Consider the following 25,086-nt stretch of genomic DNA (forward strand, 5'->3'; position numbering starts at 1 on the left):
CTTGCCTCCTTCCAAGCCGACCCCTGCCACCACGCCGCCGTCCGCCCGCACGGGCTGGCGCGATCCCCTGCTCCACATGCTGATCGCGCTGGCCTGCGCCTTCGCGCTCAGCCAGGCCTTCCGCACCCTGGGCGCGATGATGGCCACGCCGCTCATCTCCGTCTACGGGCTGAGCGCCCGGCAGCTGGGCCTGTGGTCCAGCGCCTTCCACCTGGGCTTCGGCCTGCTGCAGATCACCATGGGGCTCTCGCTGGACCTGTACGGCGTGCGCCGCACCGTCCTGTGCGCGTTCCCGATGGCCGTCGGCGGCGCCGCGCTGTGCGCCTTCGCGCCGGGCTTCGGCGCGCTGGTGCTGGGGCAGGCCCTGATCGGCATCGGCTGCGCGCCCGCCTTCCTGGCCTGCACCGTGTTCATCGCGCGGCACTTCGCGGCCGAGCGCTTCACCGCCATGTCGGGGCTGGCGATGAGCATCTCCGGCCTGGGCATCCTGTTCACCGGCACGCCGCTGGCGTGGCTGATCGAGGCCTTCTCGTGGCGCGCCGGCTACCTGGCGCTGGGCGGCGTGGCGCTGCTGGCCTGGCTGGCCGTGTACTGGCGCGTGCGCGAGCCCGCGCCGCCGCGGCCGGCGCAGGAGGCCACCGGCAGCGCCCGGCCCTCGCTGCGCCAGGCGCTGCGCGAGATGCTGCCGCTGCTGCGCCTGCCGCACACCCGCGGCATCCTGTGCTTCGCCGCCGTGTCGTACGCCGCCTTCATCACGCTGCGCGGCCTGTGGCTCGGGCCGATGCTGCACGACCGGCATGCGCTGTCGCTGGTGGCCAGCGGCAACGTCGCGCTGGCGATGACGCTGACGGGCATCGTCGGCCCCTCGCTGTTCGGCCGGCTCGACCCGGGGCGTACCCGCCGGCCGCGCTGGATGGCGGCCTGCGCCACGCTCGCCGCCGCCCTGTTCGCCGTCATGGCGCTGACGGGGCAGCTGTGGATCGACATCGTCCTGCCCGTCTTCTACGGCCTGCTGTCGGGCTACAACGTGCTGCAGTACGCCTACGTCAAGTCCTCCTATCCGGCGGCCGTCACCGGGCGCGCCATCGCGCTGCTCAACACCGCCATGTTCCTCGGCGTGGCGCTGATGCAGTGGCTCACCGGCGCGGTCGCCACCTGGGCCGCGCAGCAGGGCATCGAGCCGCTGCGCGCCGCCTTCCTCACCGTGGCGGCGATGCTGGCCGCTGGCGCCCTGGCCTTCGCGCGGATGCCGCAGGCGCGCACGGCGCCCGCGATGCCGGCGCCTTGAGGCCGGCGCGCCGCCCGCGGCTCAGGCCGGGCACAGCCCCTGTTGTTCGGGCCGCCAGGGCGCCGCGGCCGGCGCGGCCAGTGGCAGCGCGGCGGGGCGCGTGCCCGAGACGCTGATGCACGACGCCTCGAGCGCCGACACCAGCATGCGCCGGTGCTCGCGGCCCTCGAAGCGCTCGCCCGGCGCAAGCACGATGTCGCGCGGGTCGCGGTCCATCGTCACCCACACGCTGCCGCTGCGGCAGGTGATGCCGACGCCGGCGCCGTCGGGCAGCGTGAAGATCGCCCGGGCGGGCAGGCCGAGCTGGAAGCGGTTCGGGTCGGTCGCCATGGGGTGCTCCTTTTGCATTCGCAATGGGAATGAATATAGTGAGCAGGGCGCCACTGTTCACGCGGTCATTCGGAACTCGTTGCATGCGTAGAGAGAATGCGAACAGCGAGCATGCGCTGCCTCCCCTGGAACTGCTCAGGAGCTTCGAGGCGGCCGCGCGCACGCTCAGCTTCACGCAGGCGGCCGGCGAGCTCAGCCTCACCCAGTCGGCCGTCAGCCGCCAGATCCAGCAGTTGGAGGCCAGCCTGGGCGTGCTGCTGTTCGAGCGCCGCCACCGCGCGCTGGCGCTCACCGAGGCCGGCCGCGTGCTGCAGCGCGCGGTGGTCGACAGCCTGGAACGCCTGCGCGACGCCACCGCGCGGCTGCGCGCGGTGCCGCCGCCGCGGCAGGTGGCGCTGACCTGCACGCCGGGCTTCGCGACGCTGTGGCTCATTCCCCGGCTGGCGCGCTTCACCGCCACGCGGCCGCAGGTCGACGTGCGCCTGTCCGCCACGCTCGAGGTGCAGGACCTCGAGCGCAACCGCCTCGACCTCGCGGTGCGCTTCGTGCCAATCGCGCGCGGCGCGGGGCCGGCGCTGTTCGAGGAGTCGGTGATGCCGCTGTGTGCGCCGGCGCTGGCCGGGACGCTGCGCACGCCGGCCGACCTGGCCCGGCACACGCTGCTGGCCATCGAGATGCCGAACCACGCCGAGGCCCCGACCTCCGACTGGGAGCCCTGGCTGCAGGTGATGGGCCTGCCCGAGCTGCGGATGAAGAACTCGCTGCGCTTCAGCCAATACGCCGACGCGGTCGCCGCCGCCGTGGCGGGCCAGGGCGTGGTGATCGGGCGGCTGCCGCTGCTGCACGAGCTGGTGCACGGCGGCCGGTTGGTGGCGCCCTTCGGCGCCGGCGCGGCATCGCAGCGCGGCTACTTCATCGAGAGCGCGCGCCGCGCCGCCGGCAATGCCGACGCGCAGGACTTCGTGCGCTGGCTGCGCGCGGAGGCCGAGGCGGTGCCGGCTACTGGGCCTTGAGGCCGGCGCTCTTCACCAGCTTCGACCAGTAGGCCAGCTCGCTGCCGATGAGGGTGCCGAACGCCGCGGGCGTGTCCGGTTCGGCGGCGGTCATGCCCAGGTCCAGCAGCCGGTCCTTGACCTCCTGCTGCGACATGATGCGCGCGAGGGCGCGGCTCCATCTGTCGACCAGCGCGGCAGGCAGGCCGGCGGGGGCGACGATGCCTTCCCATTCGCGGATCTCGAAGCCGGTGATGCCGCTCTCGGCGATGGTGGGCACCTCCGGCAGCGCCGCCAGCCGCGCCGGGCTGGTCACGGCCAGGGGCCGCAGCTTGCCGCCGCGCACCATCGGCACGGCCACCGAGGTGGTGGCGAACATCGCGTCCACCTGCCCGCCCAGCAGGCCCTGGACGGATTCGGAAGGCCCCTTGAAGGGCACGTGCAGCATCCGGGTGCCGGTGGTCTGGCAGAAGGCCGCGCCCAGCAGGTGCGCCGGCGAGCCGATGCCGCCCGAGCCGTAGGTGAGCGCGTCGGGCTGCGCGCCGGCCCGCTGCACCAGGTCGCGCACGGAGCGCGCCGGCGAGTTGGCCGGCACCACCAGCACGTTGTACAGCCAGGCCAGGTTGGCCAGCGGCGCCAGGTCGCGCTGCGTGTCGTAGGGCGTGCGGCCGAACAGCGCGGGCAGCACCGTGTGCGTGAGGAACATGATGCCCACGGTGTAGCCGTCGGGCGGCGCCTTGGCGACCGCGTCCAGGCCGATCATCCCGGTGGCGCCGGGGCGGTTCTCGACCACGACCGGCTGCTTCCATTCGTGCTGCAGGCGCTCGCCGACCACGCGCGCCAGCACGTCCGGCGGGCTGCCCGGCGGCAGCGGGACGATGATGCGGATGGGGCGGTTCGGGTAGTCGGCCTGGGCGGCGGCGGGTTGCGCGAGCGCGCAGGCGCCGAGGGCGCCCAGCAGCGCGCGGCGGTTCATCATCATCATGGGTCGTCTCCGTTGTTGTGGTGTGCCTTGCCTGCCCGTGCGCGCTCAGGCCGCGGAGGACACCGGCGGGAAGAAATGGACGCCGTACTCGCCGGCCACGCGCACCACCTCGGCCGGGCTGGCCATGTTGTGGATGCGCTGGTACAGCTCCACCAGCCGGCCGGCCGGCGCGGCCCAGAACAGGGCGGTCACGGGCTTGCCCGAGTTGTTGAAGAAGGCATGCGGCAGGCCGCGCGGCATGCGCACCAGGTCGCCCGCGGACGCCGAACTCGTGCGCCCGTCCAGCAGCAGGTCGATGCGTCCGTCCAGCACGTAGATGTACTCGTCCTGCTCGGGATGCACGTGCGGCGGCACGAAGGTCTCCTCGGGGAAGGTGGCGTGCCAGGCGAAGCTGTCGTCGGTCATCTGCTTGGGCACGTACACCTGGCCCAGGATGTTCCAGGACACGCCGTCCATGCCGGTGTGCGCGCGCGTGATGTCGGGGCTTTCATTCATGGGTGGGGGCTCCTTGGGGCGAGGTCAGGCGGTCCAGGGTGGACTTGACCAGCGGGTTGGTGGATGCGAAGCGGGGCTTGAAGTGGCGGCGCGCCTCGGCCAGGTCCTGCTCGTCCCAGTAGCCGATCAGGATGCCGCCCTCGGTGATGCGCGGCTGCACCTCGACCGACTCGATGGTGCCGTCGGCCACCGTGGTGCGCTGGCGCGGCGCGCGCGCCCAGCGGAACAGCGCCTCGTGCAGCCGCGCGCGCGCGGCCGCGTGCTCGGGCGCCTCGGAGGCGCCCAGGTCCTCGAACTCGTTCGGGTCGGCGGCCAGGTCGAACAGCATCGGGCGGAAGTGCTCGAACAGCACGTACTTCCAGCGGCCGTCGAAGATCATGCGCATCCAGGCGTCGCGCGGCTTCACGCCCAGCTCGATGCGCGACTCCTGGAACGAGAAGTCGTACTCGCACACCACGTGCTCGCGCCAGTCGGCCGGCCGCTGGCCGAACAGCAGCGGCCGCAGCGAGCGCCCGTCCATCGCGTGCGGCAGCGCGGTGCCGCCGTACACGTCCAGGAAGGTGGGCGCCAGGTCGATCGCCTCCACCAGCGCGTCGCATCGCGTGCCGCGCGCGGCGTCGGCGCGCGGGTCCGGGTCGTAGACGATCAGCGGCGTGCGGATCACCGGCTCGTGGAACAGGTCCTTCTCGCCCATCCAGTGGTCGCCCAGGTAGTCGCCGTGGTCGGCGCAGAAGACGATCATGGTCTCGTCCATCAGGCCGTGCTCCTCCAGGAAGGCGAACAGCACGCCCATCTGGTCGTCGATCTGCTTGATCAGCGCCATGTAGCCCGGCATGACCGCCTCGCGCACGCCTTCCTTCGAGAAGGTGCGCGAGACGCGGTGGTTCATCATGGCCCGGAAGACCGGGTGCGGATCGGCGCGCTCGCGCTCGCTGCGCACGGCCGGCAGCGCGTCCTCGGGGCCGTACATGCTGGCGTAGGGCTCGGGTGCGATGTAGGGCCAGTGCGGCTTGATGTACGACAGGTGCAGGCACCACGGCTGCTCGCCGGCCTCGCGGATGAAGTCCATTGCGCGGCGCGTGATGTAGGGCGTCTCGGAGTGCTCGTCCGGGATGCGCGCGGCGCGGTTGGAGTACTTGAGGAACCAGCCCGAGCGCAGGCGCCCCTCCTCGTCGACGGTGGCGTTGGCCCACTCCTCCCACGGGTTCTCGCCGTCGAAGCCGTTGGCGCGCAGGTAGTCGCTGTAGCTCGGGTCGGGGTCGTGGCCGGAGTAGGGATGGATGCCGTCGTCGCGCTCGTAGGGGTCGAAGCCGCACTCGGCGATGCGTACGCCGACGGTCGACTGCGGGTCGATGCCCAGCCGCGACATGCCGGCCAGGTCGGCGCGCATGTGCGTCTTGCCCACCAGCACCGAGCGCACGCCCAGCGGGCGCAGGTGGTCGCCGATGGTCGGCTCGCCGGCCTTGAGCGGCACGAAGTTCCAGCTCGCGCCGTGGCACTGCACGTAGCGGCCGGTGTAGTAGCTCATGCGCGAGGGGCCGCACACCGGCGACTGCACGTAGGCGCGGTCGAAGATCACGCCGCGCGCGGCCAGCGCGTCGAGATGGGGCGTGTGCAGCCGCGGGTGGCCGTAGCAGGACAGGTGGTCCGCTCGGAGCTGGTCGCACATGATGAAGAGGATGTTCCTGGCGCGTCGTGGGGACATGGGTTCCGCCGTGGTCTTGAGGTCGTGCATGGATGCTAGGCAGTGCCCCTGCGGCCGTGCTTCGCCATTTCTGATGCTGATAACCTCCGGTTATTGCGATGGAGGCACCCCCGATGCGGATGCAACAGCTGCACCTGCTGCTGGCCCTGGCCGAGACCGGCAGCCTGCGCGCGGCGGCCGAGACGCTGCACGTCAGCCAGCCGGCGCTGACCAAGGCGCTGCGGCAGCTCGAGGAAGAGTTCGGCGCCACCCTGGTGCAGCGCTCGCCCAAGGGGGCCCGCCTGGCGCCCGCCGGCGAGCTGCTGGCCGCGCGCGCCGCCTCCGCGCTGCGCGAGCTCGCCCGGGCGCGCGAGGAGGTGGCCTGGCACGTCGAGCGCACGCATGCCTCGATCGGCGTCGGCGTGTCGCCGGCGGCCGCGGCGCTGCTGGTGCCGGGCGCGGTGGCGCGCTTTTCCGCGCGCTGGCCGCAGGTGCACATCCGGCTGGTGGACACGCTCTATCCGCGCGCCTTCGCGCAACTGCGGGCCGGCGAGCTGGACCTGGCGATCGGCCCCCTGCCCGGCGAGGGTGGCGGCCGCGACATCCTGATGCAGCCGCTGTTCGACAGCGACCTGGTGGTGGCCGCGCGCAAGGGCCACCCGCTGCAGCACGCGCGCCGCCTGGCACAGCTGGCGGACGCCGCCTGGGTGCTGACCGGGCCGGCCGGCGGACCGGGCGACCCGGCGCACCTGGGCCTCTGGCCCGCGGGCACGGCGGCGCCGGCCACGCCGCTGGTGTGCGAGTCCTTCTCCACCTTGCTGGCCGTGCTGTGCGAACTCGACTGCGTGGGCCTGATGCCGCACGGCTTCTTCGACTACTACGGCCCGCGCATGGGGCTGGTGCGGCTGCCGATCCGCGAGCCGCTACCTGCCACGACGGTGCACGTGATGTGGCGCGCCGACGCTCCGCTCACCGTGCCGGCGCAGCGCCTGCTGGACGCCCTGCTGGAAGAAGCGCGCCGGCTGGCGCGGCCGGCCTCGGGCTGAGGCTCAGCGGGCGGGGCAGGCGCGCTCGATCAGCGCGCGCGTGTGCCGGTGCAGCGCCGCATCCGGCGAGATCCAGGTGCGCAGCAGGCTGAAGTGGTCGTCGCCGTCCGGCGCGATACAGGTGCCGGCATTGCCCGCTGCCTGCCAGGCCGCGTGCATGTCCCGGTTCTGTTCGAGGAAGGCTGGCGTCTCGTCGCCGCCGACGGCGAACAGCGCCGGCGGCAGGCCGCCGCGCACGCGCCGCACGGGGGAGCGGCGGGCCGCGGCGGCGGCGTCCAGCCGCAGGTTGGCGTTGAGCGTGGTGTCGACCAGCGGCGTGAGTTCATAGATGCCGCTGAGCGCGATCACCGCCGCGATCGGGCTGGCCGGCAGGCCGCGTGCCGGCCAGTCGGTCAGCGCAAGCTCCACCGCCAGGTGCGCGCCGGCCGAATGGCCGGCGACCACCAGCGGCAGCGCGCCGCCGGTCTCGCGCAGCACCGCCGGCACGGCCTCGCGCACCGCCTCGGTCAGCGCGTCCAGCGTGACCGACGGGCACAGCGGGTAGTTGGCCAGCGCCACGTGCAGCCCGAGCGCCGCCAGGCCCGGCGCCAGGAAGCGGAACAGCGCCTTGTCGCGCGACTGCCAGTAGCCGGCATGCAGGTAGAGCAGGGCGCCGCGCGCCGGCCCGGTTGCGGCGAACAGGTCGAGCGTCTGGCGCGGCTGCGTGCCGTAGGGCACGTCCAGCCGCGGCGCGCACTGCGCCACGGCCGCCCGGCCGTCGGCTTCGTAGCCGGCCAGCAGGGCCGCAAAGCCGGGGCGGGCCTGGCCTTCGACGTACTGGAACTGCGCGCTCACGGCGCCACGTGCCTCAGCCCGCGGCCTTGACCTTCAGCCGCCACGCATGCAGCAGCGGCTCGGTGTAGCCGCTGGGCTGCTCGATGCCCTTGAACACGAGGTCCTGCGCGGCCTGGTAGGCGGCGCTGGCCTTGAAGTTGCCGGCCATGTTCCGGTACAGCGGGTCGCCGGCGTTCTGCTTGTCCACCACCGCGGCCATGCGCTCGAAGGTGGCGTTCACCTGCTCCTTCGTCACCACGCCGTGCAGCAGCCAGTTGGCGATGTGCTGGCTGCTGATGCGCAGCGTCGCGCGGTCTTCCATCAGTCCCACGTCGTGGATGTCGGGCACCTTCGAGCAGCCCACGCCCTGGTCGATCCAGCGCACCACGTAGCCCAGGATGCCCTGCACGTTGTTGTCCAGCTCGGCCTGCTTCTCGGCGTCGCTCCAATTCGGCGTGGCGGTGATGGGCGGCTGCAGCAGGTCGGCCAGGATGTTGTCGCGCTCGGCCTCGGCGTCGATCTTCTCCAGCGCCTTCTGCACGTCGGCCACGTTGACCTGGTGGTAGTGCAGCGCGTGCAGCGTGGCGGCGGTGGGCGAGGGCACCCAGGCGGTGTTGGCGCCGGCCTTGGGGTGCGCGATCTTCTGCTTGAGCATGTCGGCCATCAGGTCGGGCATGGCCCACATGCCCTTGCCGATCTGCGCCTTGCCGCGCAGGCCGCAGTTCAGGCCGGTCAGCACGTTGTTCTTCTCGTAGGCGGCGATCCACTTGGTGTTCTTGATGTCGCCCTTGCGCAGCATCGGGCCGCCCTGCATGGCGGTGTGCATCTCGTCGCCGGTGCGGTCGAGGAAGCCGGTGTTGATGAAGGCCACGCGCGCCGGCGCGGCGGCGATGCAGGCCTGCAGGTTCACGCTGGTGCGGCGCTCCTCGTCCATGATGCCCAGCTTGACGGTGTCGGCCGGCAGGCCCAGCAGTTGCTCGACGCGGCCGAACAGCTCGTTGGCGAAGGCGACTTCCGCCGGGCCGTGCATCTTGGGCTTGACGATGTAGATGCTGCCGGTGCGCGAGTTGCGCAGGCCGTCGGCGCCCTTGCCCTGCAGGTCGGCCATGGCGATGGCGGTGGTGATCACCGCATCCATGATGCCTTCCGGAATCTCCTTGCCCTCGCCCCAGAGGATGGCGGGGTTGGTCATCAGGTGGCCCACGTTGCGCACGAACATGAGCGAGCGGCCGTGCAGCTTCACTTCACCCTTGCCGTCGGGCGCGGTGTAGACGCGATCGGCGTTCAGGCGGCGGGTGAAGGTCTTGCCGCCCTTGCTCACCTCCTCGGTCAGCGTGCCCAGCTGGATGCCGAGCCAGTTGCCGTAGGCCAGCACCTTGTCCTGCGCGTCCACCACGGCCACGGAGTCTTCCAGGTCGAGGATGGTGGACAGAGCCGCCTCGACGATCACGTCGCTCACGCCGGCCGGGTCGGTCTTGCCGATGGGCGTGCTGCGGTCGATCCGGATGTCGAGGTGGATGCCGTTGTGCTTCAGCAGCACCGACGAGGGATTCGCCGCGTCGCCTTGGTAGCCGGCGAAGGCGGCCGGGTCCTGCAGGCGCGTGCTGCTGCTGTGCAGTGCGACGACGAGCTGGCCGTCCTTGACGCTGTAGCCGGTCGCGTCCTTGTGCGAGCCGTTCTCCAGCGGCGCGGCCTGGTCGAGCACTTCGCGCGCGAAGGCGATCACCTTGGCGCCGCGCACCGGGTTGTAGCCCTTGCCCTTCTCGGCGCCGTCTGTCTCGGGAATGGCGTCGGTGCCGTACAGCGCGTCGTACAGCGAGCCCCAGCGCGCGTTGGCGGCGTTGAGCGCGTAGCGGGCGTTGAGGATCGGCACCACCAGCTGCGGGCCGGCCTGCAGGGCCAGCTCGGCGTCGACGTTCGCGGTGGTGGTCTTCACGCCCTTCGGCTGCGGCAGCAGGTAGCCGATCTTCTCCAGATGCGCGCGGTAGGCGGGCATGTCCGTGACGGGGCCCGGGTGGGCCTTGTGCCAGGCGTCCATCTCGGCCTGGATGCGGTCGCGCTCGGCCAGCAGGGCGGCGTTCTTGGGCGCGAGGTCGTGGACGATGGCATCGAAGCCCTTCCAGAAGGGCTCGCTTTGCAGGCCGACCGTGGGCAGCACCTTGTCTTCGATGAAGCGGTACAGCTCGGTCGCCACCTGCAGGCGCTGGGTCGTGGTGCGTTCGGTCATGGGGACTCTCGGACGGGAGGGCGGCGGGGCCGCCGGAAGGTTGCTAGAAAACAGGGGATCGCGTGCGCGCGACAAGCATGACGCCGACGCTCGAACCACACTGTATTTGATACCACGGCAAAGATTAATGGCCGGGTAATCCAATAATTTGTGACTTAAATGAATGTAATCAAGCCCCTGCACATCGGCATCGTCGGCTGCTCCGCCGAGGGCGCCGCCCTGTGCTACCGCACGATCTGCGCCGAGGCCCCGGCGCTGCTCGGGCCGCACGCGCATCCGGAGGTGTCGGTGCACACGCCCTCGCTGGCCGGCTACGTCGCCTGCCTGGAGCGCGGCGACCTGCAGGGCGTGGGCGAGCTGATGCTCGACTCGGCCCGCAAGCTGGCGGCCATCGGCGCGGACTTCCTGGTCTGCCCGGACAACACCATCCACCAGGCCTTCGGCCACGTCGCGCCGCGCTCGCCGAAGCCGTGGCTGCACATCGCCGAGGTGGTGGCCGACGAGGCCGCGCGCCGGGGCTTGCGGCGCATCGGCATCAGCGGCACGCGCTGGCTGGTCGACAGCGAGGTCTACCCGGCCGCCTTCGATGCGCGCGGGCTGGCGTGGCTGCGGCCTTCCGAGGCGGAGCGCGACGAGATCCAGCACGCGATCATGGACGTGCTGGTGCCCGGGCTGGAAGGGCCGCCGCGCGAGACGGCCGTCGCCTGCTTCCAGCGCGTCTTCGCCGGCATGAAGGAGGCCGGCTGCGACGCGGTGGTGCTGGGCTGCACCGAGATCCCGCTGGTGATGAGCGACGCCAACTCGCCGCTGCCCACGCTCGACTCCACGCGGCTGCTGGCGCGCGCGGCGCTGCGGCGGTCGGTCGGCGCCGGCTGATTTGCGCGATCCGTCCGGGTGCGCCAGACTGCGCCGGCCATGAGCCTCCCGCCGCCGGCCGCCCTCGACGCGCTCACCGACGTCAACCTCGCCGACCTGCTGGACTCGGCCGGCCTCTCGCGCCTGCACGGCACGCCGTTCGGCCGCCTGCTGCGGCCCCCGGCGCGCCGCTTCGCCCGGGTGGCGCACGAGTTCGACCAGCGGGTGGGGGCGCACGGTCTGTCGCAAGGCAGCGCCTGGCTGATGGCGCAGATGACGGCGGGCCTGCGCACGACGGGTGCCGAGCGGGTCCCGGCGCACGGCCCGGTGGTCATCCTGGCGAACCATCCGGGCATGACGGACACCGTCGCGCTGTTCTCCAGCCTGCCGCACCGGCCCGACCTGCGGGTGATCGCGCTGGATCGGCCCTTCCTGCGCGCCCTGCCGCACGTGGCGCGGCAGCTGATCTTCCTGCCCGGGGACGCGTCCGGCCGCATGGCGGCGCTGCGCGCCGGCGCCCGGCACCTGCAGGACGGCGGCGCGCTGCTGACCTTCCCCGCGGGGGAGATCGAGCCCGACCCGGCCGCCTTCGGCCTGGAACGCGCGCTGGCCTCGCTGGAGAGCTGGTCCGACAGCTACCGCCTGTTCGCCCGCCTGGTGCCCGGCACACGCTTCGTGCCGGCGCTGGTGAGCCATGTCATCTCGCCCGCCGCGCAGCGCCATCCGCTCACCCTGCTGCGGCGCACGCCGCCCAACCGCGAGAAGCTGGCGGCGGCGCTGCAGATCACGCTGCCGCGCTACCGCAACGGCGTGGCCCGGGTGCGCTTCGGCACGTCACACCTGGCGGACAGGCAGGGACTGCCGCAACTGGGCGCCGGCATGGCCGCGCAGATGCGGCAGCTCCTGCTCGCGCACGACGCGGAGGCGGCCGGATGTCCGTGATCCAGGCGCGCTCGTGCTGGCTGGCCGAGCCCGGCCGCGCCGAATTGCGCACCGAGGCCCTGCCGGCGCCCGGCCCCGGCGAGGTGCGGGTGCGCGCCCTGCACAGCGGCATCAGCCGGGGGACCGAGACGCTGGTGTTCCGCGGCGAGGTGCCCGAAAGCGAGTTCGACCGCATGCGCGCGCCCTTCCAGCAGGGCGCGTTCCCGGCGCCGGTGAAGTACGGCTACAGCAGCGTGGGCGTCGTCGAGGAGGGGCCGCCCGAATTGCAGGGCCGCACGGTGTTCTGCCTGCACCCGCACCAGTCGCACTACGTGGTGCCGGCCGAGGCGGTGCACCCGCTGCCGGACGGCGTGCCGCCCGAACGCGCGGTGCTGGCGGCCAACCTGGAGACGGCGGTCAACGCCCTGTGGGACGCCGCGCCGCGCGTGGGCGACCGGATCGCCGTGGTGGGTGGTGGCACGGTCGGCCTGCTGGTGGCATGGCTGGCGGCGCGGTTGCCGGGCAGCAGGGTGCAGGTGGTGGACACGCAGGCCGGCAAGGGCGGTGTCGCGGAGCGGCTGGGCGCGGACTTCGCCGTGCCCGCGGTGGCGCGGCGCGAGGCCGATCTCGTGATCCACGCCAGCGGCCACCCCGAGGGCCTCGCCACCGCGCTGGACCTCGCCGCGTTCGAGGCCACCGTGCTGGAACTGAGCTGGTACGGCTCGCGCCCGGTGAGCGTGCCGCTGGGCGCGGCTTTCCACGCGCGCCGGCTGGTGCTGAAAAGCTCGCAGGTCGGCCACGTCGCCGCCGCGCAGCGCGCGCGATGGAGCCATCGCCGGCGCTTCGAGCTGGCGCTGTCCCTGCTGGCCGATCCCGCGCTCGACGCGCTGGTCACCGGCGCATCGCCCTTCGACGAACTGCCCTCGGTGCTGTCCCGGCTCGCCGCATCCGGCGTCGACGGCACCCTCTGCCACCGCATCGACTACCCCTGATCCGCAAGCCCATGTACAGCGTCAACGTCCGCGACCACTTCATGATCGCCCACAGCTTCCGCGGCGAGGTCTTCGGCCCCGCGCAGCGCCTGCACGGCGCCACCTACGTGGTGGACCTGGAACTGCGCCGGCCCGAACTCGACCCCGATGGCATCGTGGCCGACATCGGCCTGCTCACCGCGATGCTGCGCACCGTGCTGGCCGAGCTGAACTTCCGCAACCTCGACGAGGAAGCGGTCTTCCACGGCCGCAACACCACGACCGAGTTCCTGGCCCGCGCCGTCTTCGACCGCGTGGCCGCGCGGATCGACGCGGGCGAGCTGGGGCCGCACGCCGGCGGCCTCTGCGCGATGAAGGTGACGCTGCACGAATCACACGTCGCCTGGGCCGCCTACGAGGGCGAGCTGCCGGCGGCGCCGCGGCCCTGAAGGCGGAGGCACCGTGCCGTCCGTGGTCTTCGTGGTGCCGGGCGACCTGGACACCTGCACGGGCGGCTATGCCTACGACCGGCACATCATCGGCGGCCTGCGCGACGCGGGCTGGACGGTGGACGTCCTGGCGCTGGCCGACGGCTTCCCCTGGCCCGATGCGGCCGCGCTGGCCGATGCGGCCGAACGGATCGCGGGCCTGCCCGGCGGCAGCCTGGTGGTCGTCGATGGCCTGGCCTTCGGCGCGCTGCCCGAACTCGCCGCCCGCCATGCGCAGCGGCTGGCTTGGGTGGCGCTGGTGCATCACCCGCTGGCGCTGGAAACGGGGCTGGGCGAGGCGCAACGCCGGCAGCTTCTCGACAGCGAGCGGCGCGCCCTGGCGGCGGCGCGCCGGGTGATCGTCACGAGCCACGCGACGGCGCGCGCGCTGCAGCGCGACTACGGCGTGCCGCCGGCGCGCATCCACGTGGTGGAGCCGGGGACCGTGCCCGCCGCTGCGCATGAACGCCCGGCCGGCGACGGCCTGTCGCTGCTGTGCGTGGCCGCCGTGACGCCGCGCAAGGGACACGGCGTCCTGATCGACGCCCTGGCCGGACTTCAGGACCGCGCCTGGACGCTGCGCTGCGTCGGCAGCCTTGCGCGCAGCCCGGACACGGTCCATGCACTGCGCCACGCCATCGCGGCGCACGGCATGGCGCAGCGCGTGCATCTGGATGGCGAAGTGGACGCGGACCGGCTGGCCCGGCACTACGCGCAGGCCGATGCCTTCGTCCTGCCGTCCTTCCACGAGGGCTACGGCATGGCGCTGGCCGAGGCGATGGCGCACGGCCTGCCCGTCGTGAGCACGACAGCCGGCGCCATCCCCGACACCGTGCCGGCCGGGGCCGGCGTGCTGGTGCCGCCCGGCGACGTGCCGGCGCTGCGCGCCGCGCTGGCCCGCCTGCTGGACGATCCCGCCTGGCGGGCGTCGCTGGCCCGCGGCGCGCGGGCCGCCGGCGCGCGCCTGCCCGGCTGGCGCGAGGCGGCCGCGCGCTTCGCCGAGGCATTGCGGCTGCCATGAGCGGATTCAGCGCCGACTGGCTGGCCCTGCGCGAGCCCTTCGACCGCCGGGCGCGCGCAGCGGCCATCGACGCCTTCGCGCTGCCTGCGTTGGCGCAGCGGTGGCGTGCGGCGCATGGCGGCGCGGGGCCGTCGGTGCTCGATCTGGCCTGCGGCAGCGGCGCGAACTTCCGGGCGCTTGCGCCGCGGCTCGGGCCGGGCCAGCGCTGGCGGCTGGTCGATCACGACCCCGCCCTGCTGGCGGCCGTGCCCGGGGCGCTGGCGGCATGGGCGGAACACCAGGGCTACACGCTGCGCGGGATCGGCGCGGACGCCATCGGCATTGACGGGCCCGGTTTCGGCGCCGAGGTCACATTGGAAGCGCTGGACCTGGCGCACGACCTGCACCGCCTCGAGTTGGCGGACACGCAACTGGTGACGGCCTCCGCGCTGCTCGACCTCGTGTCGGCCTCCTGGCTGGAGGCGCTGGTCGGGCACGCACGCGACGCGCAGGCGGCGATGCTGTTCGCGCTGAGCGTCGATGGGCGCGTGGGCTGGACGCCCGCCGATCCGGCGGACGCCGCCATCGACCGCCTGTTCGCCGCGCACCAGCGGCGCGACAAGGGCTTCGGCCCCGCGCTGGGCGCGCAGGCGCCGGCCGTGGCCGGCCGCCTCATCGGCGATGCCGGCTACGTGGTGCAGCAGGTGTCCAGCGACTGGGACATCGAAGGCGACGACGCCATGCTGGCCGCGATGGTCGATGGCATGGCGCAGGCCGCCAGGGAACAGGCCGGGGCCGCCGACAGGGCGCTCGTCGACGCCTGGCAGGCGCGGCGCCACGCGATGCGGCGCTCCACTTGCCTGAATGTCGGTCACATCGACCTTTTCGCGAAAGTGCGCCCATGAGCATCCACCAACCGTTCACGCTGAGCCTGTCGAAGCGCCGCACCCGGCTTCGACCCTTCGGCAAGCTCAGGACAGGCCAAGCTCAGCCCGAACGGTTGTCGTTGATCGAACGCCGATCCGCACTAGCCGCGCAGGTCCAGGTCCCAGAGCTGATCGACCCCCATCGGGTGCACCCGGTGCGCCGGCCGCGCGCAGTCGGCCAGCCGCGCCGGGCCGTCGAAGCGCAGCCCCGGCCGGCCGTTGCCGACCAGCAGCGGCGCCACCGACAGGTGCAGCCGGTCGAGGCAGCCCTGCGCGAGAAAGCGCGACACCGTCACCCCGCCACCCTCGACGAAGATGCGCCGCAGGCCGCGCGAGCGCAGCGCGGCCACCGCGCGCGCCGCGTCCGGCGTGCCGTCGTCGTCGCGCAGCAGGCCCGGCACCGCCAGCACCCGGCCGGCGCCCGCCTGTTCCTCGGCCTGCGATCGCCAGCGGGCATCGCACAGCCACAGCGTGGGCGCGCTGCGGTCCACGAACACCTGCGCGGAGGCGGCGCGCTCCGCCAGGCCGGCGCGCGGGTCCAGCAGCACCCGCGTCGGGTTGGGGCCCGGCACCTTGCGCGTGGTCAGCAGCGGGTTGTCGGCCGCCACCGAGCCGGCGCCCAGCAGCACCACCTCGCTCAGCGCGCGCAGGCGGTGCAGGTGGACGATGTTCTCCGGCCCGTTGATGAAGCGGGATTCGCCGGTGCGCGTCGCCACGCAGCCGTCCAGGCTCTGCCCGAGCTGGCCGACCACCCAGCCCCCCGTGCGCGCCTGGATGTCCAGCAGCGGCTTGAAAAGCGCGAACAGCGCACGCGCCGCGTCCGCCCAGGCGCCGCGCAGCGCCCAGCCCGCGTCGGGCTGCCAGTCCAGCGCCTCGCCGGAAGAGGCGGAGCGCGCGCCGTGGGCCTGGCACAGCAGCAGCGCCCACAGCGCCTCGGCCGAGCCCGGCTGCGCGTGCGCAGGCCGCTCCGCCGAAGCGGCGGACGCGTGCAGGGGGGATGGATCGGCTGGCAACCGTGCCGACTGTGACGGCTCGGCCCGAAACGCGCAATCCTTCGCGCGGCGCCGTCGCGGACAATCGCCGCATGTCTCTTCCCGCTCCCGCCGTCCTGATCAGCGAGGTCGGCCCGCGCGACGGCCTGCAGTCGGTGAAGGCCACCATGCCCACGGCCGACAAGCTGCGCTGGATCGACGCGCTGCACGCCGCCGGCCTGCGCGAGATCGAGGTCGCCTCCTTCGTCCCCGCGAAGCTGCTGCCGCAGATGGCCGACGCCGCCGAGGTGGTGCGCCACGCCGCCGCGCTGCCCGGCCTGACCGCGATGGCGCTGGTGCCCAACCGCAAGGGCGCGCAGGCGGCGCTGGCGGCCGGCGCGCACAAGCTCACCATGCCGGTGTCGGCCAGCCGCGCCCACTCGCTGGCCAACGTGCGCAAGACGCCCGAGGAGATGGTCGAGGAGGTGCGCGCCATCGACGCGCTGCGCCGCGAACTCGCGCCCGGCGCAGGCCTGGAGGCCGGCATCTCCACCGCCTTCGGCTGCACGCTGCAGGGCGCGGTCGACGAGGACGACGTGATCCGCCTGGCCGTGCTGTGCGCCGAGGCGGGCGCCGACGAGGTCGGCCTGTCGGACACCGTCGGCTACGCCAACCCGGCGCAGGTGCGCCGCCTGTTCCGCCGCCTGCGCAGCGAGCTGGGCGGCAAGGCCGGTGCGGCCCACATGCACAACACCCGCGGCCTGGGCCTGGCCAACTGCCTGGCGGCGTGGGAGGAGGGCGTCACCACCTTCGACGCCTCGCTCGGCGGCTTGGGCGGCTGCCCCTATGCGCCCGGCGCCTCCGGCAACGTGGTGACGGAAGACCTGGTCTTCATGTTCGAGGCGATGGGCGTGCCGACCGGTGTCGATCTGCAGCGCCTCCTGGCCGCGCGCCAGCCGCTGATGGCCGGCCTGCCCGGCGAGCCGGTCTACGGCATGACGCCCGAGGCCGGGCTGCCCAAGGGCTTCGTTCAACGAGGAATCCAGCCATGACAGACAGCACTGCCGCCCCGCTGCCCTACGCGGGCATCCGCGTGGTCGAGTTCACCCACATGGTCATGGGGCCCACCTGCGGCCTGCTGCTGGGCGACCTGGGTGCAGAGGTCATCAAGGTCGAGCCGGTGGAAGGCGACGCCACGCGCCGCCTGCTGGGCTCCGGCGCGGGCTTCTTCCCCGCCTTCAACCGCAACAAGAAGAGCATCGCGCTGGACCTGAAGTCGCCCGAGGGCATCGCGGCCGCCAGGAAGCTCATCGCCACCGCCGACGTCGTGAGCGAGAACTTCAAGCCCGGCACCATGAAGAAGCTGGGCCTGGACTACGACAGCCTGAAGGCCGACCACCCGCGCCTGGTCTATGTGAGCCACAAGGGCTTCCTGCCCGGCCCCTACGAGCACCGCACCGCGCTGGACGAGGTGGTGCAGATGATGGGCGGCCTGGCCTACATGACCGGCCGCGCCGGCGATCCGCTGCGCGCCGGCACCAGCGTCAACGACATCATGGGCGGGCTGTTCGGCGCCATCGGCGCGATGGCCGCGCTGCGCCAGCGCGAGCAGACGGGCCGCGGCTGCGAGGTGCAGTCGGCACTGTTCGAGAACAACGTCTTCCTGGTGGCGCAGCACATGATGCAGTTCGCCGCCACCGGCAAGGCGGCCGACCCGATGCCCGGCCGCATCTCGGCCTGGGGCATCTACGACGTCTTCACCGTGAAGGACGGCGAGCAGATCTTCCTGGCGGTCGTCAGCGACAAGCAGTGGCAGATCTTCTGCAAGGCCTTCGGACTGGACGAACTGCTGGCCGATCCGCGCCTGTCCACCAACAACGACCGGGTGCGCGCCCGCGAGTGGATGATGCCGCTCTTGCGCTCGCACCTGGCCGGCCGCAGCGCCGGCGAACTGGCGGCCGTGTTCGAGGCGAACGAGCTGCCCTTCGCGCCCATCACCCGGCCGCAGGAACTCTTCGACGACCCGCACCTGAACGCCAGCGGCGGCCTGGCGCCGGTGCGCATGAACGACGGCCACATGGCGAAGGTGCCGCTCCTGCCCTTCACCCTGGGCGGCGAGCGGCCCGGCATCCGGCTGCAGCCGCCGGCCATCGGCGAGTCCACCGATGCGCTGCTGCGCGAGCTGGGCTACGGCGAGGACGAGATCGCGCGGCTGCGCGCGGGCGGCGCCGTGCGCTGAAGGTCCGCGCCGTTGGACCGCCTGACCCAGCTCGAGACCTTCGTCGCCGTCGCCGCGCGCGGCAGCCTCACCGCCGCCGCCAAGGCCGAGGGCGTGGCGCCGGCCGTCATCGGCCGCCGGCTCGACGCGCTGGAGGAACGCCTGGGCGTGCGGCTGATGCTGCGCACCACGCGGCGCCTGACGCTCACGCACGAGGGCAGCGCCTTCCTGGAGGACTGCCAGCGCCTGCTGACCGAGCTGGCCAACGCCGAGGCCAGCGTCAGCGCCGGCCGCGTCAAGGCCAGCGGCCACCTGCGCGTGACGGCGCCGGCCGGCTTCGGCCGCCGGCACGTGGCGCCGCTGGTGCCGCGCTTCCACGAGCTGCATCCGGAAGTGACGATCTCGCTGAACCTGAGCGACCGCGTCATCGACATGGCCGGCGAGCACTTCGACTGCGCCGTGCGCGTGGGCGACCTGCCCGATTCCTCGCTGGTGAGCATGCGGCTGGCCGACAACCGCCGCCGCTGCGTCGCCACGCCCGACTTCCTGCGCCGCCACGGCGTGCCCCGGCATCCGACGGACCTGGCGCGCTTCGCCTGCCTCACCCTCAGCAGCGACGCCTCGCAGACCCGCGGATGGGCATTCAGCGTCCCGCAGGAGGGCGGCGAGGGCCATGAGGTGATCCACCTCAAGCCCGTCGGCCCCCTGGACTGCTCCGACGGCCAGGTGCTGCACGACTGGTGCCTGGCCGGCCACGGCATCGCCTGGCGTAGCACCTGGGAGGTCGAGGCCGAGATCGACGCCGGCCTGCTGGTGCCGGTGCTGGATGAATTCGCGGCGCCGCCCAACGGCATCTACGCCGTGTTCCCTCACGCCAAGCACCTGCCGCTGCGGGTGCGGCTGTGGCTGGACTTCCTCAAGGCGCACTACGCGCGGCCGGACTACTGGGGCAGCGGCGGCCGCTGAACGGCCGGCGCCGCCCTGGCGCGTTCCGCGCCGCCGCCTGGACATTTCGTCGCATGCCCACCCGGGCCGCGGGGCGGGCGCGGCACAATGCCCGCCTCCCCACGACACACTTCCCTGCGAGGACCGTCCGATGACCCTCGAAGCCATCCTGGCCTACCTGCACATCCTTGCCATCCTGACGATGGTGGTCTTCCTCTCCAGCGAGGCGGCGCTGTGCCGCATGGAGTGGATGAACGCCAAGGTCGTCGAGCGCCTGGCGCGGGTCGACATGGTCTACGGCATCGCCGCCGTGACCGTGCTGGCCACCGGCATCGCGCGCACCGTCTGGGGCATCAAGGGCTCGGCCTGGTACTGGACCAACCCGCTGCTGCACGTGAAGCTCACGCTCTTCATCATCGTGGGCGTGATGTCGATCTTCCCCACGATCAGCTACCTGCGCTGGCGCCGGCGGCTGCGCGCCGACGGCACGCTGCCCGCCGAGGCCGAGGTGCGCAAGACGCGCCGGCTGGTGATGATCCAGGCGCACCTGGTGGCGCTCATCCCGCTGTTCGCCGTCTTCCTGGCGCGCGGCTTCGGATAGAAGACGGGCGAAAAAGGCCCCGCACCGGCGGGGCCTCGTCCTTCGGGCCGCTGCGCGGGGCCGGCTTGTCAGGCGGCCTTGTTGCTGAGGCATTCCTTCATGAAGGCCTTGCGTTCGTCGCCCTTGAGCGCCTTGGCCTTGGGGTCGGCGTTGCAGGACTTCATCCTGTCCTGCTGCGTCTGCTTGGCGGCCGAGAGGCACTGCTTCATGAAGGCCTTGCGCTCGTCGCCCTTCTTGTCGCCGGCCTCGGCGTTGCAGGTCTTCATCTTGTTCTGCTGTGCCGTCGGGGCCTTGTCCTGCGCATGGGCGGCGGTGCCGAAGGCCAGGCAGGCACCGAGGGCGGCGAGGGAGAGGAGCTTCTTCATGGTGTGTGGTCTTCCTGAGCAGTGAATGGAAGGTGGCCGGGCCTTGCCGGCCGGGCCGGATTCTCCGGGCCCGGGCCCTCAACGTCCACCCTGCCGCATCGGCTGACCTGAGTCCACCCGTCCGGCGAGTTTGCCCCCCATAAAATCCCGCGATGCTTACCGTCAAACAGGACCTGCTGGCCGCCCTGGCCGACGCGCTGGAGGCGCTGTCGCCCGGCGCGGGCGCGCGGGCCGCCTTCGAATCCCCCAAGGTCGCCGCGCATGGCGACCTGGCCTGCACGGCCGCCATGCAGCTGGCCAAGCCCTTGAAGAAGAACCCGCGCCAGCTCGGCGAGGAGCTGCGCACGGCCCTGCTGGCCGCGCCCGCCTTCGCGCAGTGGGCCGATGCGGTCGAGCTCGCCGGCCCGGGCTTCCTCAACATCCGGCTGAAACCCGCCGCCAAGCAGCAGGTGGTGCGTGAGGTGCTCGAGGCCGGCGAGGCCTTCGGCCGCAAGCCGGAGGCGAGCGGCGAGAAGGTGCTGGTCGAGTTCGTCTCGGCCAACCCCACCGGCCCGCTGCACGTGGGCCACGGCCGCCAGGCCGCGCTGGGCGACGCCATCTGCAACTTGCTGGCAACGCAGGGCCGGCCGGTGTGGCGCGAGTTCTACTACAACGACGCCGGCGTGCAGATCCAGACCCTGGCCACCAGCACGCAACTGCGCGCCAAGGGCTTCAGGCCGGGCGACGCCGAGTGGCCCGAGGCCGCCTACAACGGCGAGTACATCCAGGACATCGCCAACGACTTCCTGGCGAAGAAGACGGTGAAGTCCGACGACCGCGAATACACCGCCAGCGGCGACCCGGACGACCTGGACTCGATCCGCCAGTTCGCCGTCGCCTACCTGCGCCACGAGCAGGACCTGGACCTCAAGGCCTTCCAGGTGCGCTTCGACCACTACTACCTCGAATCGAGCCTGTACGCCAGCGGCCGGGTCGAGGCCGCGGTGAAGAAGCTGGTCGAGGCCGGCAAGACCTACGAGCAGGACGGCGCCCTGTGGCTGAAGACCACCGACTACGGCGACGACAAGGACCGCGTCATGCGCAAGCAGGACGGTACCTACACCTACTTCGTGCCCGACGTCGCCTACCACCTCGCCAAGTGGGAGCGCGGCTTCCACCAGGTGGTCAACATCCAGGGCACCGACCACCACGGCACCATCGCGCGCGTGCGCGCCGGGCTGCAGGCGGTGGGCGAGGGCATCCCCGAGGGCTACCCCGACTACGTGCTGCACACCATGGTGCGCGTGATGCGCGGCGGCCAGGAGGTCAAGATCAGCAAGCGCGCCGGCAGCTACGTCACGCTGCGAGACCTGATCGAGTGGACCAGCAAGGACGCGGTGCGCTTCTTCCTGCTCAGCCGCAAGCCCGACACCGAATACACCTTCGACGTCGACCTCGCGCTGGCGCAGAACAACGACAACCCGGTGTACTACGTGCAGTACGCCCATGCGCGCATCTGCTCGGTGCTCGACAAGGAGGGCACCGACCCCGCTGCGCTGAAGGGCGTGGACCTCTCGCCCCTGGCGACCGAGGCCGCCCAGCCGCTGATGCTGCTGCTGGCCAGGTACCCCGACATGCTGGCCGCCGCCGCGCGCGACTTCGCGCCGCACGACGTCGCCTTCTACCTGCGCGAGCTGGCCGCGGCCTACCACAGCTACTACGACGCCGAACGCATCCTGGTCGACGACGAAGCCGTGAAGAAAGCCCGCCTCGCCCTCGTCGCCGCCTGTGCGCAGGTGCTGCACAATGGCTTGGCTGTGCTCGGCGTGAGCGCTCCGCGCAAGATGTAGAGAAACATGGGACCCATGAGAAGCAGACAACGAGGGAACACCGTCATCGGCCTGATCGTGGGCCTGGTGCTCGGGCTGGGCATCGCGCTGGGCGTGGCGGTGTACGTCACCAAGGTGCCGGTGCCCTTCCTCGCCAAGAACCAGCCGCGCGGCGCCGAGCAGGACGAGGCCGAGGCGCGCAAGAACCGCGACTGGGACCCCAATTCGCCGCTGGCCAGCAAGCCGCAGGCCCCGCGCACGCCGGCGCCCACCGCCAGCGGCACCGTGGCGCCGCCGGGCGACGCGGCCACGGCGGCGGCCGGCCAGCTCAATTCGCCGGTGCCCGCCCCGGTGGTGGTGGCGCCGGCACGGCCGGCGGCCCCCGCGTCCGGCGATCCGCTCGGCGATTTCGCCCGCTCGCGGGCCGGCAGCGGCGCCGGGACGCAGGTGGCTACGGCGCCCGAAGCGACGGGGCCGGACCCCTTCGTCTACTTCGTTCAGGCTGGCGCCTTCCGCGGCACCGACGAGGCCGAGGCCCAGCGCGCCAAGCTCTCGCTGATGGGGGTGGAGGCCAAGATCACCGAGCGCGAGCAGGCCGGCCGCACCGTCTACCGCGTCCGTGCCGGCCCCTTCAACAAGAAGGACGACGCCGACCGCCTGAAGGACCGGCTGAGCACCGGCGGCTTCGACGCCGCGCTCGTGCGCGTGCAGCGCTGAATGCCCCCCGCCGGGGAACTCCCCGGCCCACGCGCCGCTCTGTCCGCGGCACAGGAGAAACACCTTGAACATGAACCGACGTGACTTTTCGCTCGCCACCGCCGCCGCGGCGGCCCTGATGCCGCTGGCCGGCACCGCCCAGGCCCAGGGCGCCTTCGCCCCCGGCAAGGACTACGTGGTGCTGGGCAAGCCGGCCCCGGTCGATGCGCCGGCGGGCAAGATCGAGGTGGTCGAGTTCTTCTCGTACAACTGCCCGCACTGCGCCGCCTTCGAGCCGCAGCTGGAAGCCTGGGTCAAGAAGCTGCCCGCGAACGTGGTCTTCCGCCGCATCCCCGTGCCCTTCGTGGGCAACGACGTGCAGGCCAAGCAGAAGCTCTACTACACGCTGGAAGCGCTGGGCAAGATCGACGCGTTCCAGATGAAGGTCTTCCAGGCCATCCACCAGGAGCGCCAGCGCCTGTTCGGCGACGAGGCCATCCTCGCCTGGGCCGGCCAGCAGAGCGGCCTGGACGCCAAGCAGTTCGCCGACACCTACAAGTCCTTCAGCGTGGCCGGCAAGGTCAAGCGCGCCACGCAGATGACCGACGCCTACAAGGTGGCCGGCGTGCCGGCGCTGGGCGTGGCCGGCCGCTGGTACGTGGACGGCGAACTGGCCGGCTCGCTCGGCCGTGCGCTGCAGATCACGGACTCCCTCATCGGCCAGGCCAGAAAGTGAACCACCCCCAGTCTTCGCGGACTTCGTTCCGCTTCGCCAACCCCCTTGAGGGGGCACACGCGACGGCCCGGCGGAGCCGGTTCCGTGCGTGTTCCCGCATGGCCTGCTCCGCGGCCTCCTGATCGGAGGCAACGCCCCTGCCCAAAGCCCGCGCTCGCGGGCTTTTGTCCTTGAGGGCCGTCCGTTCCGTGAAAGGTCGCGGCATACAATGCCAGCAAGTTTCGTGCCTTTATGACATTCCCCTTGATGCACCTCCCCGCCGCCTCCTTCCGCCGCCTGGCCCGCCTGCTGTTCCTGGGCACGGCCCTGGCCCTGGCCGGCGGCGCCGTCCAGGCCGAGAAGGCCGACCGCACCAAGCCGATGAACATCGAGGCCGACAACATGCGCTACGACGACCTCAAGCAGACCAGCGTGTTCACCGGCCGGGTGGTCGTCACCAAGGGCACCATCATCATCCGCGGCGCCCGCATCGACGTGCGGCAGGACCCGGACGGCTACCAGTACGGCGTGGTCACCGCCGCGCCCGGCCAGCGCGCCTACTACAAGCAGAAGCGCGACGCCGGCACCGACGAGTGGATCGAGGGCGAGTCGGAGGTCATCGAGTACGACGGCCGCGCCGACAACGTGAAGTTCATCCGCCGCGCCGTCATGCGCCGGCTGGTCGGCGCCAGGGTCAACGACGAGACCACCGGCCCGCTGATCGTCTACGACCAGAGCAACGACACCTTCACCGTCAACGGCGCGCCGCTGCCGCCGGACGCCAGCGTCTCCGCCGGCCAGCCCGGCGGCCGGGTGCGCGCGATCCTGACGCCGCGCGCGGCCAGCGAGCCCGGCAAGGGGGCGCCGGCCGCCCCCGCCGCGCCCGAGGGCGAACGGGGCCTGCGCCCCAGCACCACCCTGGACGGCCAGGGGGCGCGCCCGTGATCGAGGCCGCCAACCCCGCGGCCGAGTCCGCCCCCGGCAGCCGGCTGGAGGCGCGCGGCCTGCAGAAGAGCTACGGCAGCCGCCGGGTGGTGCGCGACGTCTCGCTGGACGTGCGCAAGGGCGAGGTGGTCGGCCTGCTGGGGCCCAACGGCGCCGGCAAGACCACCTCCTTCTACATGATCGTCGGGCTGGTGCGCGCCGACGCCGGCGACATCAGCATCGACGGCGAGCAGATCGCCCACATGCCCATCCACCGCCGCGCGCGCATGGGCCTGTCGTACCTGCCGCAGGAGGCCTCGATCTTCCGCAAGCTCAATGTCGAGGACAACGTGCGCGCCGTGCTGGAGCTGCAGCGCGAGCCCGACGCGAACGGCCGCATGGTGCCGCTGTCGAAGGCGCGCATGGACGAGCGCCTGACCGAGCTGCTGACCGACCTGCGCGTGGACCACCTGCGCGATTCGCCGGCGCTGGCCCTGTCGGGCGGCGAGCGGCGCCGGGTGGAGATCGCCCGCGCCCTGGCCACCCAGCCGCGCTTCATCCTGCTGGACGAGCCCTTCGCCGGCATCGACCCGATCGCGGTGATCGAGATCCAGCGCATCATCAGCTTCCTCAAGGAGCGCGGCATCGGCGTGCTCATCACCGACCACAACGTGCGTGAGACGCTGGGCATCTGCGACCACGCCTACATCATCAGCGACGGGCATGTGCTGGCACAAGGCACGCCATCGGAGATCGTCGACAACGTCGAAGTGCGCCGCGTGTACCTGGGCGAGCACTTCCGCATGTGAACGAGGACCGCAC

Annotated in this window: 26 protein-coding genes; 18 read left to right on the forward strand and 8 right to left on the reverse strand. The window is 72.4% G+C overall.

The window, feature by feature from the left end; genetic code table 11:
* Position 1 precedes the first annotated feature (1 nt).
* On the forward strand, positions 2 to 1,288 hold the full coding sequence (locus Q392_RS07165) for an MFS transporter (protein WP_425425168.1): 1,287 nt from the start codon (positions 2 to 4) through the stop codon (positions 1,286 to 1,288).
* A gap of 21 nt (positions 1,289 to 1,309) precedes the next feature.
* Here the strand turns inward: Q392_RS07165 and Q392_RS07170 are convergent, their stop codons facing one another.
* Positions 1,310 to 1,618 (reverse strand): DUF2917 domain-containing protein, encoded by a 309-nt coding sequence (locus Q392_RS07170; RefSeq protein WP_038203775.1) that lies wholly within the window; start codon positions 1,616 to 1,618, stop codon positions 1,310 to 1,312.
* Positions 1,619 to 1,701: 83 nt separating this feature from the next.
* Here Q392_RS07170 and Q392_RS07175 point away from each other — a divergent pair, with 83 nt between their 5' ends.
* Complete coding sequence (locus tag Q392_RS07175) at positions 1,702 to 2,631, forward strand: LysR substrate-binding domain-containing protein (RefSeq protein WP_038203776.1); 930 nt, start codon at positions 1,702 to 1,704, stop codon at positions 2,629 to 2,631.
* Here the strand turns inward: Q392_RS07175 and Q392_RS07180 are convergent.
* From Q392_RS07180 to Q392_RS07190, 3 genes are read right to left on the reverse strand one after another with little or no spacing between them, the layout of a single operon-like run.
* The gene (locus Q392_RS07180) at positions 2,618 to 3,595 is read right to left on the reverse strand and encodes a Bug family tripartite tricarboxylate transporter substrate binding protein (RefSeq protein ID WP_038203778.1); all 978 of its coding nucleotides are present in this window, start codon (positions 3,593 to 3,595) and stop codon (positions 2,618 to 2,620) included. The genes Q392_RS07175 and Q392_RS07180 overlap by 14 nt on opposite strands.
* Positions 3,596 to 3,640: 45 nt before the next feature.
* A complete protein-coding gene (locus tag Q392_RS07185) occupies positions 3,641 to 4,090 on the reverse strand; it encodes a cupin domain-containing protein (protein ID WP_038203779.1) in 450 nt (149 codons plus the stop codon).
* A complete protein-coding gene (locus tag Q392_RS07190) occupies positions 4,083 to 5,795 on the reverse strand; it encodes an alkaline phosphatase family protein (RefSeq protein ID WP_038204118.1) in 1,713 nt (570 codons plus the stop codon). The genes Q392_RS07185 and Q392_RS07190 overlap by 8 nt, the downstream gene beginning before the upstream one ends.
* A gap of 113 nt (positions 5,796 to 5,908) precedes the next feature.
* Between Q392_RS07190 and Q392_RS07195 the strand changes: the two genes are divergently transcribed.
* Complete coding sequence (locus tag Q392_RS07195) at positions 5,909 to 6,820, forward strand: LysR family transcriptional regulator (RefSeq protein ID WP_038203780.1); 912 nt, start codon at positions 5,909 to 5,911, stop codon at positions 6,818 to 6,820.
* 3 nt (positions 6,821 to 6,823) lie between these two features.
* On the opposite strand, the gene Q392_RS07200 is transcribed toward Q392_RS07195, so the two are convergent.
* Positions 6,824 to 7,654, reverse strand: a complete 831-nt coding sequence (locus Q392_RS07200) for an alpha/beta hydrolase (RefSeq protein ID WP_051953046.1) — start codon at positions 7,652 to 7,654, stop codon at positions 6,824 to 6,826.
* A gap of 13 nt (positions 7,655 to 7,667) precedes the next feature.
* A complete protein-coding gene (locus Q392_RS07205; protein WP_038203782.1) occupies positions 7,668 to 9,860 on the reverse strand; it encodes a malate synthase G in 2,193 nt (730 codons plus the stop codon).
* 159 nt (positions 9,861 to 10,019) lie between these two features.
* On the opposite strand from Q392_RS07205, the gene Q392_RS07210 reads away from it, so the two are divergent.
* From Q392_RS07210 to Q392_RS07235, 6 genes are read left to right on the forward strand one after another with little or no spacing between them, the layout of a single operon-like run.
* Positions 10,020 to 10,736 (forward strand): aspartate/glutamate racemase family protein, encoded by a 717-nt coding sequence (locus Q392_RS07210; protein WP_038203785.1) that lies wholly within the window; start codon positions 10,020 to 10,022, stop codon positions 10,734 to 10,736.
* A gap of 39 nt (positions 10,737 to 10,775) precedes the next feature.
* Entirely contained in the window at positions 10,776 to 11,657 is an 882-nt protein-coding gene (locus tag Q392_RS07215) for a 1-acyl-sn-glycerol-3-phosphate acyltransferase (RefSeq protein WP_051953048.1), read from the forward strand.
* A complete protein-coding gene (locus Q392_RS07220) occupies positions 11,648 to 12,628 on the forward strand; it encodes a zinc-dependent alcohol dehydrogenase (RefSeq protein WP_038203786.1) in 981 nt (326 codons plus the stop codon). The genes Q392_RS07215 and Q392_RS07220 overlap by 10 nt, the downstream gene beginning before the upstream one ends.
* 11 nt (positions 12,629 to 12,639) lie before the next feature.
* Positions 12,640 to 13,056, forward strand: coding sequence for a 6-pyruvoyl trahydropterin synthase family protein (locus tag Q392_RS07225; RefSeq protein WP_038203789.1), 417 nt, complete (start codon positions 12,640 to 12,642; stop codon positions 13,054 to 13,056).
* A gap of 13 nt (positions 13,057 to 13,069) precedes the next feature.
* Positions 13,070 to 14,116 carry a glycosyltransferase family 4 protein gene (locus Q392_RS07230; RefSeq protein ID WP_038203794.1) on the forward strand — a complete coding sequence of 349 codons (1,047 nt, stop codon included), beginning with the start codon at positions 13,070 to 13,072 and terminating at the stop codon, positions 14,114 to 14,116.
* Positions 14,113 to 15,000 (forward strand): class I SAM-dependent methyltransferase, encoded by an 888-nt coding sequence (locus Q392_RS07235; RefSeq protein WP_038203797.1) that lies wholly within the window; start codon positions 14,113 to 14,115, stop codon positions 14,998 to 15,000. The genes Q392_RS07230 and Q392_RS07235 overlap by 4 nt, the downstream gene beginning before the upstream one ends.
* Before the next feature lie 122 nt (positions 15,001 to 15,122).
* On the opposite strand, the gene Q392_RS07240 is transcribed toward Q392_RS07235, so the two are convergent.
* A complete protein-coding gene (locus tag Q392_RS07240) occupies positions 15,123 to 16,034 on the reverse strand; it encodes a RibD family protein (RefSeq protein ID WP_051953050.1) in 912 nt (303 codons plus the stop codon).
* 71 nt (positions 16,035 to 16,105) lie between these two features.
* On the opposite strand from Q392_RS07240, the gene Q392_RS07245 reads away from it, so the two are divergent.
* From Q392_RS07245 to Q392_RS07260, 4 genes are all read left to right on the forward strand, one after another.
* The gene (locus tag Q392_RS07245; protein ID WP_038203803.1) at positions 16,106 to 17,044 is read left to right on the forward strand and encodes a hydroxymethylglutaryl-CoA lyase; all 939 of its coding nucleotides are present in this window, start codon (positions 16,106 to 16,108) and stop codon (positions 17,042 to 17,044) included.
* On the forward strand, positions 17,041 to 18,231 hold the full coding sequence (locus Q392_RS07250) for a CaiB/BaiF CoA transferase family protein (protein ID WP_038203805.1): 1,191 nt from the start codon (positions 17,041 to 17,043) through the stop codon (positions 18,229 to 18,231). Before Q392_RS07245 ends, Q392_RS07250 begins: the two co-directional genes overlap by 4 nt.
* Before the next feature lie 12 nt (positions 18,232 to 18,243).
* Positions 18,244 to 19,176 carry a LysR family transcriptional regulator gene (locus Q392_RS07255; protein WP_038203813.1) on the forward strand — a complete coding sequence of 311 codons (933 nt, stop codon included), beginning with the start codon at positions 18,244 to 18,246 and terminating at the stop codon, positions 19,174 to 19,176.
* A 130-nt stretch (positions 19,177 to 19,306) separates the two neighbouring features.
* Positions 19,307 to 19,756 (forward strand): DUF2214 family protein, encoded by a 450-nt coding sequence (locus Q392_RS07260; protein WP_038203816.1) that lies wholly within the window; start codon positions 19,307 to 19,309, stop codon positions 19,754 to 19,756.
* Positions 19,757 to 19,824: 68 nt separating this feature from the next.
* Here the strand turns inward: Q392_RS07260 and Q392_RS07265 are convergent, their stop codons facing one another.
* Positions 19,825 to 20,121: a PsiF family protein gene (locus Q392_RS07265; protein ID WP_038203819.1), complete on the reverse strand. Its 297-nt coding sequence runs from the start codon at positions 20,119 to 20,121 to the stop codon at positions 19,825 to 19,827.
* A 152-nt stretch (positions 20,122 to 20,273) separates the two neighbouring features.
* Between Q392_RS07265 and argS the strand changes: the two genes are divergently transcribed.
* The 5 genes from argS (at position 20,274) to lptB (ending at position 25,073) form a co-directional block, all read left to right on the forward strand.
* The gene (gene argS / locus Q392_RS07270) at positions 20,274 to 21,950 is read left to right on the forward strand and encodes an arginine--tRNA ligase (RefSeq protein ID WP_038203821.1); all 1,677 of its coding nucleotides are present in this window, start codon (positions 20,274 to 20,276) and stop codon (positions 21,948 to 21,950) included.
* Between the two features lie 15 nt (positions 21,951 to 21,965).
* Positions 21,966 to 22,646 (forward strand): SPOR domain-containing protein, encoded by a 681-nt coding sequence (locus tag Q392_RS07275; RefSeq protein ID WP_038203827.1) that lies wholly within the window; start codon positions 21,966 to 21,968, stop codon positions 22,644 to 22,646.
* Positions 22,647 to 22,716: 70 nt separating this feature from the next.
* A complete protein-coding gene (locus Q392_RS07280; RefSeq protein ID WP_038204129.1) occupies positions 22,717 to 23,361 on the forward strand; it encodes a thiol:disulfide interchange protein DsbA/DsbL in 645 nt (214 codons plus the stop codon).
* A 231-nt stretch (positions 23,362 to 23,592) separates the two neighbouring features.
* Entirely contained in the window at positions 23,593 to 24,285 is a 693-nt protein-coding gene (lptA, locus tag Q392_RS07285; protein WP_051953052.1) for a lipopolysaccharide transport periplasmic protein LptA, read from the forward strand.
* Positions 24,282 to 25,073 carry an LPS export ABC transporter ATP-binding protein gene (gene lptB / locus Q392_RS07290; protein WP_038203836.1) on the forward strand — a complete coding sequence of 264 codons (792 nt, stop codon included), beginning with the start codon at positions 24,282 to 24,284 and terminating at the stop codon, positions 25,071 to 25,073. Before lptA ends, lptB begins: the two co-directional genes overlap by 4 nt.
* Positions 25,074 to 25,086 lie beyond the last annotated feature (13 nt).

It is taken from the genome of Xenophilus azovorans DSM 13620, assembly GCF_000745855.1.
Taxonomy (GTDB): Bacteria; Pseudomonadota; Gammaproteobacteria; order Burkholderiales; family Burkholderiaceae_C; genus Xenophilus; species Xenophilus azovorans.

Coding starts and splice junctions, on each gene's coding strand:
- Q392_RS07225 (WP_038203789.1), top strand. CDS start 12,640: ATGTACAGCGTCAACGTCCGCGACCACTTCATGATCGCCCACAGCTTC.
- Q392_RS07205 (WP_038203782.1), bottom strand. CDS start 9,860: ATGACCGAACGCACCACGACCCAGCGCCTGCAGGTGGCGACCGAGCTG.
- Q392_RS07220 (WP_038203786.1), top strand. CDS start 11,648: ATGTCCGTGATCCAGGCGCGCTCGTGCTGGCTGGCCGAGCCCGGCCGC.
- Q392_RS07185 (WP_038203779.1), bottom strand. CDS start 4,090: ATGAATGAAAGCCCCGACATCACGCGCGCGCACACCGGCATGGACGGC.
- argS (WP_038203821.1), top strand. CDS start 20,274: ATGCTTACCGTCAAACAGGACCTGCTGGCCGCCCTGGCCGACGCGCTG.
- Q392_RS07195 (WP_038203780.1), top strand. CDS start 5,909: ATGCGGATGCAACAGCTGCACCTGCTGCTGGCCCTGGCCGAGACCGGC.
- Q392_RS07280 (WP_038204129.1), top strand. CDS start 22,717: ATGAACCGACGTGACTTTTCGCTCGCCACCGCCGCCGCGGCGGCCCTG.
- Q392_RS07180 (WP_038203778.1), bottom strand. CDS start 3,595: ATGATGATGATGAACCGCCGCGCGCTGCTGGGCGCCCTCGGCGCCTGC.
- Q392_RS07245 (WP_038203803.1), top strand. CDS start 16,106: ATGTCTCTTCCCGCTCCCGCCGTCCTGATCAGCGAGGTCGGCCCGCGC.
- Q392_RS07190 (WP_038204118.1), bottom strand. CDS start 5,795: ATGTCCCCACGACGCGCCAGGAACATCCTCTTCATCATGTGCGACCAG.
- Q392_RS07175 (WP_038203776.1), top strand. CDS start 1,702: ATGCGTAGAGAGAATGCGAACAGCGAGCATGCGCTGCCTCCCCTGGAA.
- Q392_RS07275 (WP_038203827.1), top strand. CDS start 21,966: ATGAGAAGCAGACAACGAGGGAACACCGTCATCGGCCTGATCGTGGGC.
- Q392_RS07210 (WP_038203785.1), top strand. CDS start 10,020: ATGAATGTAATCAAGCCCCTGCACATCGGCATCGTCGGCTGCTCCGCC.
- Q392_RS07265 (WP_038203819.1), bottom strand. CDS start 20,121: ATGAAGAAGCTCCTCTCCCTCGCCGCCCTCGGTGCCTGCCTGGCCTTC.
- Q392_RS07250 (WP_038203805.1), top strand. CDS start 17,041: ATGACAGACAGCACTGCCGCCCCGCTGCCCTACGCGGGCATCCGCGTG.
- Q392_RS07260 (WP_038203816.1), top strand. CDS start 19,307: ATGACCCTCGAAGCCATCCTGGCCTACCTGCACATCCTTGCCATCCTG.
- Q392_RS07215 (WP_051953048.1), top strand. CDS start 10,776: ATGAGCCTCCCGCCGCCGGCCGCCCTCGACGCGCTCACCGACGTCAAC.
- lptA (WP_051953052.1), top strand. CDS start 23,593: ATGACATTCCCCTTGATGCACCTCCCCGCCGCCTCCTTCCGCCGCCTG.
- Q392_RS07235 (WP_038203797.1), top strand. CDS start 14,113: ATGAGCGGATTCAGCGCCGACTGGCTGGCCCTGCGCGAGCCCTTCGAC.
- Q392_RS07170 (WP_038203775.1), bottom strand. CDS start 1,618: ATGGCGACCGACCCGAACCGCTTCCAGCTCGGCCTGCCCGCCCGGGCG.